6 protein-coding genes are annotated in these 11,525 nt (G+C 44.0%); 4 read left to right on the top strand and 2 right to left on the bottom strand.

Annotation, left to right across the window (positions count from 1 at the left end):
- Window positions 1-305: 305 nt before the first annotated feature.
- From PN499_RS17900 to PN499_RS17890, 3 genes are all read left to right on the top strand, one after another.
- Entirely contained in the window at window positions 306-1,715 is a 1,410-nt protein-coding gene (locus tag PN499_RS17900) for a DUF4339 domain-containing protein (protein WP_272033452.1), read from the top strand.
- Between the two features lie 271 nt (window positions 1,716-1,986).
- Window positions 1,987-3,039 carry an ABC transporter substrate-binding protein gene (locus PN499_RS17895; protein ID WP_272033451.1) on the top strand — a complete coding sequence of 351 codons (1,053 nt, stop codon included), beginning with the start codon at window positions 1,987-1,989 and terminating at the stop codon, window positions 3,037-3,039.
- The gene (locus PN499_RS17890; protein ID WP_272033450.1) at window positions 3,036-4,769 is read left to right on the top strand and encodes a sensor histidine kinase; all 1,734 of its coding nucleotides are present in this window, start codon (window positions 3,036-3,038) and stop codon (window positions 4,767-4,769) included. The genes PN499_RS17895 and PN499_RS17890 overlap by 4 nt, the downstream gene beginning before the upstream one ends.
- Window positions 4,770-4,788: 19 nt before the next feature.
- Here the strand turns inward: PN499_RS17890 and PN499_RS17885 are convergent, their stop codons facing one another.
- Window positions 4,789-6,369: a B12-binding domain-containing radical SAM protein gene (locus tag PN499_RS17885; protein ID WP_272033449.1), complete on the bottom strand. Its 1,581-nt coding sequence runs from the start codon at window positions 6,367-6,369 to the stop codon at window positions 4,789-4,791.
- 179 nt (window positions 6,370-6,548) lie between these two features.
- Window positions 6,549-10,301 carry a lamin tail domain-containing protein gene (locus tag PN499_RS17880; RefSeq protein ID WP_272033448.1) on the bottom strand — a complete coding sequence of 1,251 codons (3,753 nt, stop codon included), beginning with the start codon at window positions 10,299-10,301 and terminating at the stop codon, window positions 6,549-6,551.
- A 333-nt stretch (window positions 10,302-10,634) separates the two neighbouring features.
- Here PN499_RS17880 and PN499_RS17875 point away from each other — a divergent pair, with 333 nt between their 5' ends.
- Window positions 10,635-11,330 carry a RibD family protein gene (locus PN499_RS17875; RefSeq protein ID WP_272033447.1) on the top strand — a complete coding sequence of 232 codons (696 nt, stop codon included), beginning with the start codon at window positions 10,635-10,637 and terminating at the stop codon, window positions 11,328-11,330.
- Window positions 11,331-11,525: the final 195 nt, after the last annotated feature.

Below are 11,525 nucleotides of genomic sequence, written 5' to 3'. Positions count from 1 at the left end.
TCTCTATTAGTTTTTCGGGTTCGGCTCATGGGGATTCACCGGGGCTAGATGACTCATCCAGTCTGAGTTTCACACGTTTGAGCTTTTAGAGAAAGTCCCTCTTGACTTTCGAGCGCTCTTCTTAACTTGTCACCAATGACCCCTTCTTGACGACTCTCCAGGCTAATTGACCGCCAAATTGATAGTTTTCAGCCCTCTGAGGCTCTTATGTCTGGGAGGGCTGAATTTTAATGTGACACTAAACACTGATTGGACAACTCAAAACCTGAGACAATCTTGATACCCCTACCAAACATCTCAGGTTTATGGATACTTCCAACTGGCCAAAAGGCTTACCATATCCTACCTCATGGTTGCGTGGGGTCGCATTAAACGTCACCTTCTTCGGCATTATCCACCTGTTTTGGCGAAACATCGGAACCGCAAGCGATATAGAAAAATTAGCTACAGTTGCCTGGTTTTGTCAAATTCCACTCATGGCTGGCTATCACTATGTAGCGGTGCGACTAGCCGATCAATTAGAGCGATCGCGCACTGATTCCCCAAATACCTCCCCTACAGGATCTTGGCAACACTGGAAAGAAGGGCTAGCCGGATTCTTGGTGCTATTCCTAGCGGTAATAGTGACTAGCCCCGTTGCAGATGCGATCGCACCAATTTACTATTCAAGAAATTACTACCGCTACTCTGTATATATAGACAAAGCACTCCTCATCTATGGCATCTTAAGCACGATCGCTTCTGCCTATCTCTACTACTGGAAAATACCCAGCCGATTCAACTCTCTTATAGTATTCTGCTGGCCATTAATTAATACCTACCTCAAAACGCAACAGCTTCTTTACATCCCTCTAATTAGCTGCTTTCCTGTTGCAGCAATCAGCATAATAGTCGCAGCACTAGCTAGCAAATTAAATTTATCAGAGGTATTCTTAGGTTTAGGAGTTTTCCTAGTAGTAATTATGTGGTTTTTTGCTACAGCCACAGCTTTTGCTGCCATCCACTACTACGGAGCGCACTGGGCAAACTGGATAGCAAGCTGGTGGCCCGAAAGCTTTCCAGGATACAACCACCTTCAGCAAAAGAAAACCCAAAAACACAATGCCTCAGTTAGCAAAAGTTTTATTCGTCACGAAACCAGTTGGAAATTAGCAGCCCACGATTTTACTGTAATAATTTATACCAACGTGCTATCAGGCATTGCCAGCATACCAATTTACATCGCGATCCTTAACGAGTTGTCGAGTGAAGCATCGCAGGGAAAACCTACAGAAACCTCGGAAGCTTTAAGTGGAGCTTTGTACTTAGTTTGGACAACAATCGCCATGATTTTGTGGCATTTTTGGGGGCGCAAACAGGCAGCTAAAATTATGGCGGCAACCAAAGCTAAGGCTACAAAAGGCAAAGCTAAAACTACTAAAAAAGCTAAAAAAACCAAAGCTAAAACACCCGCTGACCCGATCGAAGTTGAACTTAACCAGATAAAGGGAGAACTGGGCGCGACTGTAATGCGACCAGTCAGGAAAACCGCAACCTCCCAGCAAGTTTTATGGGAAGTTTTTCGCAGTGGCCCCGTTGGCCCTTATACTAAAGAACAGTTGCGATCGCAACAGAAAATCACGGCTAAAACCAACGTGCGCCGAGTCGGAGAAAATGATTGGACAAGAGCCGGCGAAATTCCAGAGCTAGCAGATTTTCTCTCGTCCAAATCCTAACGCTCAATGAGTGTCATCAAGGCGCGATCGCTTGGGGACTGATACAGTTTTGGAAATTCAGGGGCGGATCTAAAACAGCAAAATGCTTACTTTGCCTAGACTATATCGAAACATAGGGTAAGCGATCGCACTCTTGAGGAGCAAACCACACTTATCGCTATTCCCCTCATTTTTGCTCGATTTACCTTTGAAAGATTTTACAACAAAATAGCCCCGATCGAGAACAAAATTCTTGCTATCATCGACGCACAAGAGCGTTGAGGTGGCATAGATGACTGGCAAAGCTCAGACAGAAACTAGACAATTATTGCATAGGTTTTGCTTGACCTTAACTAAATGGCGATCGCTCAGTCTCCTGTGTGTTTTAACCCTAGCAGTGAGCCTGATTGTGAATGCCTGTAACCTGCTGCCACAGCAACTAACTCCCCTGCGTGTTGGCATCACCAGTTGGGCCGGATTTGATATTGCACTTTACGCTCAGGAAGCAGGCTTATTCAAACAGCGCGGATTGGAGGTGCAACTCATTCGGTTTCAGAATCAACAAGATGCTACTCGTGCAATGCTGCGCGGTACTCTAGACGCTAATTTTGCATCTTTGTGGGATGTGCTTCAGTCTGATTCGGGGAGTGACAAGCCTGTGGTGGTGATGGTGACAAATATTTCTCACGGGGCTGACGGCATTGTGGCTCAACCGGTCATCAAGTCAGTAGCAAACCTGCGCGGTAAAAGAGTAGGAGCTAAACTGGGAACAGTGAATCATCTGATTTTATTAGAAGCTCTCAAGTTGCATCAGATTAAACCCGAAGAGGTTAAGGTTGAAGATATTTCCAACGAAACAGCAGTTGAGCTGATGCGGCAAGGACGTTTAGATGCAGCCGTGATCTGGCAACCGCTTCTAGGCGAAACGGCCCAAGCAATCGAGGGTAATATTATTTTTACTACTGGGGAAGTTGATAGTTTGGTCATTGATACTTTGGTTTCTCGGTCAACTATTACTCGCACGAAGAAAGCCGAATTAAAACACTTTATTAAGGCTTGGTTCGATATTATGAGTGCGGTCGAAATAAAGCCGAAGGAAGTGTTTCAAAAAGTTGCTAATAATCTGGGGCAGAAAGGTGAGGATTTTGCGAAAGATTACGCCGGTCTCAAAAAGGGCGATATTGCTATGCAGCAACAGATGTTTGAGTCTGGTCGCTTGCCAGAGGCGATCGCTCAAATGGCTAAACTATTGAAATCCGACCCTCGCGCCGGACGGATGCCGCGTCAGGATGTGGAAATTAACACTGAACTTGTTACCACAGTCATCAAGGAGTGGAAATCATGACTAAATGGCTGCGTCCCCATAGCTTGTCGCAGCGGTTGCTGGTGAGTGTGGGGTTGTCAATCTCCACAGTTGGACTGGCAATCCTGGGACTCAACTATCGGCTGATGCAGTCTGACTTAGCAACGCAAGTTCATAACCGAGCTCAATCTATTACCCAATCTCTAGAGTTTTCCACAGAAGGCTTACTAGAGTTGGAGCATAAAAGTATTTTGCAACGAGTTGTGCAAAATTTTGCCACGATGCCGGGTGTGGTGGAAATTGCGATTGTTGATCCATTGGGGATGGCGATCGCCCGCAGCCCTCAGAATGCGACTAATCAGCCATATAGTTCTATCTATCCACAACTTACCCAAGCGATCGATCGGGCAGCAACTACAGGCATTGAAGTCAGTGACGATATCGTTGTGGACAACAAGCCTGCGATCGCGCAAATTCTGCCTTTTAGCAGTACCTTGTTTGGTGCATCCCAGCGACGGGGAGTGGCGATCGCGCTACTCGATCTCAATCAAATGCAGCAAGCTGCCGACAGAACCTTTATTACCTCAACTTTATCATTGCTAGTTGGTATCCTCACAATTTTGTTAATCATGGCACTACTTCTTCAGAAGAATGTATTACAACCATTACAGGACTTGAACGAAGCAGTTTCTCAAAGTAAAAAAACTGGCATTTTTCCGATGCCCAAGACAATTCCCGCGAACGAAATCCAATTTTTAGCAAATACATTTGACGAAGTATTTCGGCAGTTAGAAGTCCACGAACAACTTACAGCCGAAATAGCTCAACGAAAACAGATAGAAGCCACATTGCGCGAAAGCGAAGCTAGAGAACGAGATAAATCTCAGCAGCTAGAGCAGGCTATTGAGAATTTAAAACTAACGCAAGCGCAACTAATTCAGACAGAAAAAATATCATCCTTGGGGCAATTAGTGGCAGGTATTGCCCATGAAATTAATAATCCAGTCAACTTTATTCATGGTAATCTAATCCATGTACAATATTATGCTGACAGCCTATTAAATTTGGTACAGCTATATCAAAATCATTATCCCAATCCGATCGCTGCAATTGAGACAGAAGTCGAAAACATTGAACTGGAGTTTTTGCAAGCTGACTTACCTAAAATACTCAGTTCAATGAGAATCGGCACCGATCGGATTCGCCAGATTGTGCTATCACTCCGCAATTTTTCCCGAATGGATGAATCCGAATTTAAAGAAGTTAATATCCATGAAGGAATTGATAGCACGCTCTTGATTTTACAACATCGTCTCAAAGCGGGAGCAGAACATCCAGAGATCGAAGTCATCCGAGATTATGGCGATTTACCCTTAGTTGAATGTTATGCTGGACAACTTAACCAAGTATTTATGAACGTTTTGACAAACGCAATTGATGCACTAGAAGAAATAAATACTCAACGAGTAGCTTGCTCGATTGAGAAGAAGCCTTGTTGTATTACAATTAGTACCTCGGTGGTAGATTCGCAATGGGTGAAAATCGCGATCGCGGATAATGGAAATGGCATTCCCGAATCAATTCAAACACAGATATTCAATCCCTTTTTTACAACTAAGCCTGTGGGAAAGGGAACAGGAATGGGAATGGCGATTAGTTATCAGATTATTACTGAAAAACATGGTGGGACGCTCAGGTGTTTTTCAACGCCTAAAATAGGGACGGAGTTTATAATTTGTATTCCTATTCAGCAGTTAACAGTTAACGGTTAACAGTTAACCGTTAACAAAATTATTTAATCGCTATCTCAGGAACCCTTACTGAGGGAACAGAAGCTAAAAACTCAGCCACTTGTGCCTCAATTTGATCGCGCACAATCTGACGATACTCCAAGAAATGCTCAATTTGAGCGCATACCGCTAAATAGCTACTTACACCACCAGGATTATGATAAAACATACTCAACAAATTGCGCCAAAACTGCCAGCGAGTGCTGCGAATAACACCCTGTCGCCAGCAAATTGTTAGTAACGCCCGAATAGTCACCCAGTTAATTTTCTTACCCGCACCTTTACCTTTTTTAGGATAGGTTGCCTCCCCCAAAATGCGATAGTGGCGATAAGTACGATCTAAAAATTTAGATGGTTCATACAATTCCCAAAAAGCCTCAATATACTCATGGGCAATATCTTCAAGGGGTCGCGTCGGCACAAAATTCATTAAAGTAGTCTGATTAATATTAGCCCCTTCCTTCCGTAGCCGTCCTTCCTTCACTAACCGATGCCAGAGAGCCGTATCAGGCAAGGCTTGCAGCATACTAAATAACGCCGTTGGAATCGATGTTTGCTCCACAAACTTGACAATTCGCGCACCTGCACCCGCCTTTTCACCATCAAATCCGATGATAAATCCTGCCATTACTCTCAACCCTGTCCGAGTAATTTTATTCACCGCTTCACTCAGGGAATCTCGTGTATTTTGGTACTTCTGAGTCAGAGTCAAACTCTCTTCATCGGGAGTTTCAATCCCTAAAAATACCGCTCCAAAATTACAGGCTACCATTGCATCCATCAGTTCTTGATCGTTGGCTAAATCCACCGAAGCTTCCGTCGCAAAGGAAAATGGATATTGATGTGCCACCATCCAAGGTTGCAGATCTTTCAGAAATAACTTAACATTGCGTTTATTGCCGATGAAATTGTCATCGACCATGAAAATACTACGCCGCCAACCTAACTCATAAAGGCGATTCAATTCTGCTAAAATTTGCTGAGGCGTTTTAGTCCGAGGTTTACGGCCATAGAGTACAATAATGTCACAAAACTCGCACTGGAAAGGACAACCGCGCGAGAATTGAACCGACATCTCCGCGTAGGCATCAAACTCTAGTAACTCGAACCGGGGAATAGGAGTAGTAGTAACATCTGGTCTTTCACCACCAGCACGGAAAATACCAGAAGTAACTCCCTGCGCGATCGCATTCACAAATAATGGTAAAGTGATTTCGCCTTCATCTAAGATTAAATAATCTGCACCCGCCCCTGTGGCTTCATCAGGTAAAGCTGTCGGATAAGGGCCACCCACAGCAACCCGCTTATTCCTGCGTTTTGCTTCCTGAATCTGAGTCAGTAAATCCTCTTTTTGGACAATCATCGCCGAGAGAATTACCAAATCAGTCCACTCCCATTCTGCCTCCGTCACCTCGCGCACGTTACGATCGACTAACTTAAATTGCCACTCTTGTGGTAGAATTGCCGCCACTGTAACTAAACCGAGGGGCGGTAACATTGCCTTTCGATTTAGCAAAGCTAAGGTTTTCTCAAATGACCAGAAACTTTTAGGAAATAGGGGATACAGAAGTAAAACATTCATTCAAAATTACCTACGAAGGAAGAAGGAAGAAGGAAGAAGGCATTGATATTTAGTAGGACTTACGAATGCTTTATGTAACGCCGCCCTCTGGGCGGTTTATTTACCGCCAAGATGGCGGCGTTACGATAGTTTTACCTAAGTCCTGAATTAACAGTTAACAGTTAACAGTTAACAGTTAACTAAAAAGTGTAATTACTAGCATTAAAACTCCCAGTAGTGACATTCTTCAACTTCACCAGTACCGTAAAATCATTCGCAGCACTAGCACCATCCGAGTCAATTTGCAATTCTGCATCAGAGCCAACTTGAACCAAGCGCAGAAACTTATCATCAATAGGATTAGAACCGGTATAGCTCAGTTTATTAAATACCGACTGCAAATTCAACACATCTGCGCCGTCGCCAGCCGCAAAATCGAGGATTGTATCGCCATTATCACTTAAATCGGAGAAAATAAAAACATCCCTGCCTTCTCCGCCCTGCAACTGATCGTTACCAGCACCCCCAATCAAAGTATCATTACCAGAATCCCCATTAAGCGTATCCGCTCCAAGCCCCCCATAAATCGTATCATCACCTTCATGACCTAAAAGTTCATCATCGCCGGCCTCACCACTGAGGTAATCATCCCCCAAATCACCGCAGACAAAATCGTTACCCTCCCCGGCAAAAACAAAATCATTATCCTTCCCTGCGAACACGCTATCCTCACCTTCCCAGCCAGAAATCGTATCAGCGTTTTGATTACCGTACAAACTATCATTACCATCGTTGCCGTAAATCAAGTCATCCCCTTCATTACCATAAACACTGTCATTACCGCTGTTGCCGTAAAGGGTATCATTCTCCGTCCCCCCAAACAGAGTATCGCCGTCTACTCCGCCATCCAGAATATCAGCACCTTCCTCGCCCCAAACTAAATCGCTGTCGCCACCTCCAAGCAGAGTGTCTCTGTCTTTACCACCAAACAGACTATCATTGCCACTGGTGGCATCCAAAATATCATCGCCTTGATAGCCTAATAGCGAATCGTCACCGCCTGCACCGATCAAAATGTCATTTCCGTCATTGCCAGCTAGAGTATCGCCAATGCTCGTGCCAAATGTCGCATTATCTGTCGGGTAGTTAAAAATGAAACTGGAACCGCCGTCAAAGGTGAGAGGTGTGAGGATCGGATTGTCTGGGCGGGTGTTATTACTAACATTGGGAGTGTTATTTATAGGTGTGGGCGAGGCACTAGGAATTGGGGCTGGACTTTCAGAGGGTAAAACTGGAATTGCTGCTGTAATATCGTCAATTACCGTCACCTTAGTTCTGCCATCTGTGTAACCTGTTGCCGCAGCGGTTAAATCTACTGTTTTCCAAGTAGTATCAGTAATCTGATCGTTGACAGCATTAAGGTTAAAATCTACGGCAGATTGACCAGTACCGATAGTCAATTGTGTTGTACCCAATCCGTTAAAATTAGCTTCTAAGGGGTCGCTGACAGTAAGAGTTACATTAACGGAATTGTCTGTTTCTCCTGTTCGAGTAACTCTTCCCCTCAATGTACCTGCGGGTACGATATCTGGGAAGGACGAAGGAGAAATAGTTAAAGTGATGTTAGTACCAAAACTGAAGCGACTTAAAACGGGTTCTCTTAATAGGAAATTATCAATTTCTGGCTCGGTAAACTCGGCGTTAGCGTGAACGATATCGATTTCTGGAGCAGTGTTATCCCGCAGATTTGGGCTGATTAAAATTTGGTCGAGAGGTTGAGAGTTGCCATCAATAATTGCGGTATAACGAGCGGCAGGCAAGTTGATATTTTGAACTAAATTGGTAAGAACAGCAGTTCCTTCTCCTTCTGGTTGACCTTTTAAAACATTTAAAGCTTCGGAGGTTGGGAAGTCGTTAAAACTGCCTAAAACAATGATATTAGCATTGGCATCTCTGGCGAGTATGCTATCTACAAAATTATTGACAGTTGCGGCTTGCTCAATTCGCTTGGCTTCGGAAAGTCTTGCTGGTGGCTGATTGGGGCTAAATAATGGCTCGTCTTCTGCTTGGGAAATAAAATCATTATTAACTAAGAAAATTTTCTGGCTGTTGAACTCAAATAGTCCGGCGAGAGATTTAGACTGATTGTTAAAGGCGCTGTTTGTTGGGTCAATGCGGCCGGGATTGAGGGAAACAGTGGTACCGCTATTAACTTCAATAGCGTTGTCGGCATTGCCTGCTGTACCTGCGACAAAGGTAACGCGGCTAGGATTGAAGAGAAAACCGGAACGGTTGTTGAGGGGGCCGCCGTCTTGGTTGTTATTGGGGTTGATTTGCTGATATTCGTAAGTACCACCTCCTGCTGCTGCGATCGCATCAATCAAAGCCTGATATGTCTCTTTAGCATCTACTATGCCATCATCTTGTTGGCCGCTATTGTCGGATACATCCTGAAGGGCAATAATATCAGGTGCTTGGAGGTTATTAGCGATGATAGTGGCGAGGCGGCCAACTAGCTTCTCAGAACTGGGGTCAAGATTGCTGGCGTTGAATGTCGCTACCGTTAACTGGCTATCGCTGCCTTTGAGGGCGGTTGTTTCTCGTGTAATGGGACTGGGTTGTAGGGGTTTTTCTGGGGGATTTAAGTCGGAAGTATTTAGCAGTTCGTAGTTGCGATCGCGATAGTCAATTATTCCTGTTATACTTCCCAACTGCGCCGCTACATTAACATTCGGATTGCTTAAAGAGGTATTAGTACCCTTAAATAGCGTATTGTCTACCTCAATCCGCTCTGGATTATAGTCAACATTAGTGCCAGAACTAATAATGGAAATACCCCCGCGCGGACTACGACCAGTGGCGTTGGCCCCGTTATCCCCCAATATCCAAATTTCGCCCTCGCTGTTGCTGGGACTAACTGCTACGGCATTATTGACCTGTACCAACATCCCTTCCAGACTTTCGTAGAAGTCCATCCCTTCGCTGTTAGGGTTGAACAATTCGGTACTGGTTTCGATGTTACCAACAGCGCTTTTAATGGTTGTGGTTGGCGGAATCCGGCCGCCATTGCCGATGACTGTAGGGGCAGGTAAGGGGTTGCCTGTTGATACTGTGGTATAAGAGGGAGTGACAATCTGGGTGACAGTGAGATTTTGGGGGTCGTTATTGGGTCGGATTTCCTTGACAGTACCCGTAACTATCAATGAATCCCCTGGGTTTAGGCTAGGAGTGGAACCGGTGAAGATAAAAATACCGTCAGATGTGGCGGTGTCTCCGTCCCCAGAGGGATCTTGCAGATAAAATCCGCCATTTTCCTCACCCGTTACTGTAGCTGTATTTGGCACTACAGCCGTAACAATCCCCGGAATTGTTGATAAAAGCTGGTTTTCCAAGGGGGAACGATGGGCTTTTCCTTGAATGTCGTAAATCCGTTGGGGTTCCCGTGCTAACGTGGTGTGGGTTCCCAGGTTACTGACGTTGGTGGCGGGGTATGCGTCCCATTGCAGGCTAGGGTTAAAGGCTTGTTGGGGGTTGGTGGAACCTGCGATGACGCTGGCTTTACGCCGCAAATTGGTATCCTGAGTGCTAATGCCCCCGCTAGTCCAAGCTGTACCGGGATCGAAGCCGACTTGACCGATCGCATCAATTACATTACTAGCTTTTCGCAGTACGATCGCGTCGTTGCCATTAAAAGATAATGCCGTATTGGTTTGATTGCCTTTGTCTAAAATGATTGTATCAGCCCCCAAGTCCGTCACGACAAAGGTTTTACCTGCTGCGATCGTGCCAGTGAGGTTGATTGTTGTGGTAGGAGAAGTGCTACCATCTGCATAGATTTCTATAGCGTAGCCAGCCGATGATAGGTCAACTGTAGACTCATTGCTGTTGTATATTTCTAGCGCTTGGTTGCTGTTGCTACCTTCGATATACTCTGAAAAAAATAAATCTGCCATTGATGCCCCTTTAGTATCTTTGTATTTGTGTTTATTGAGATGGGAAAAGGGCTGATTCCTGTCTGGAATCTCGATCTCCAATTGATGAATTGGTAAAGTAGCCCTGATTAAGTAAGAAGATGTAAAACTTTAGGTTATGGCTCTAAAGAATAAGAAAAGTTGCAATTTGTCAAGTAAATACAAAATTTGTAGACTTTTCTGTACTACAGATTACCCAAAGATTGACCTTTTGTTAACAGAGGAAAAATAATTTGTACCTTAGTTAAAATCTCTACTCTCAGAAATTAAATAAATACTCAATATTGTACTTGACAAATTTTAGTAGAACTGATAATGGGAAATAAGAGCGGTAGACCGCAGACAACAGTGATTCTGGCAATGAGTGCTGATGGTAAAATTGCCGATAAGATGCGATCGCCTGCAAGGTTTGGTTCCGCCCAAGACAAAGCTCATTTAGAAAAACAAATCGCGATCGCAGATGGGGTATTATTTGGCAGCAACACTCTCCGCGCCTACGGGACAACGATGAGAGTATCTGCGCCAGAGTTGTTGAAAATGAGGGCAGAACAAGGAAAAGAGTTACAACCGATACAGATAGTTTGTTCGCGATCGCGCAATTTTGACCCTAATTTGCAATTTTTTCAGCAACCCGTACCCCGCTGGCTATTAACAGCGGCAATAAATGATGAGAATAAAGAATTAATGCCGAACTTCGATCGAATTTTAGTTGCATCAATGCCTAATGGAAATATTGACTGGTTTGCAGCTTTTCAACAGTTAGCTAATCTCGGTTTGCAGCGTTTGGCAATCTTGGGAGGAGGGCAATTAGTAGCTTCTTTACTTGCTGATAATTTAATTGATGAATTGTGGTTGACGATTTGCCCTCTAATTTTAGGTGGTGCGGATGCGCCGACACCAGTTGAAGGAGAGGGATTTTTAGCAAATTTAGCACCAAAACTGCAACTTTTAGAAGTTCAGCAGGTTGACCAGGAAGTATTTCTACATTATCGGCTAATGGCTAATTGCTAATTGCTAATTGCTAATGGCTAATGGCTAATTGCTAATTGCTAATTGCTAATTGCTAATTGCTAATTGCTAATTATCCATCCTCCCCATCCTTCCCTCCGATTAATTAAAAGTTAAAAATTAAAAATTAAATCTCACAATTTTTAATTTTGCATTTTTTTTTAATTTTGCATTTTTAATTTTTAATTGATTAAATTG

The sequence above is a fragment of the Kamptonema animale CS-326 genome (genome assembly GCF_028330895.1).
Lineage (GTDB): Bacteria > Cyanobacteriota > Cyanobacteriia > Cyanobacteriales > Microcoleaceae > Kamptonema > Kamptonema formosum.
This window is presented reverse-complemented; position numbering and strand designations above follow the sequence as displayed.

Excerpts from the sequence above, each read along its gene's own strand:
- PN499_RS17885 (WP_272033449.1), bottom strand. The coding sequence starts at position 6,369 with ATGAATGTTTTACTTCTGTATCCCCTATTTCCTAAAAGTTTCTGGTCA.
- PN499_RS17900 (WP_272033452.1), top strand. The coding sequence starts at position 306 with ATGGATACTTCCAACTGGCCAAAAGGCTTACCATATCCTACCTCATGG.
- PN499_RS17890 (WP_272033450.1), top strand. The coding sequence starts at position 3,036 with ATGACTAAATGGCTGCGTCCCCATAGCTTGTCGCAGCGGTTGCTGGTG.
- PN499_RS17880 (WP_272033448.1), bottom strand. The coding sequence starts at position 10,301 with ATGGCAGATTTATTTTTTTCAGAGTATATCGAAGGTAGCAACAGCAAC.
- PN499_RS17895 (WP_272033451.1), top strand. The coding sequence starts at position 1,987 with ATGACTGGCAAAGCTCAGACAGAAACTAGACAATTATTGCATAGGTTT.
- PN499_RS17875 (WP_272033447.1), top strand. The coding sequence starts at position 10,635 with ATGGGAAATAAGAGCGGTAGACCGCAGACAACAGTGATTCTGGCAATG.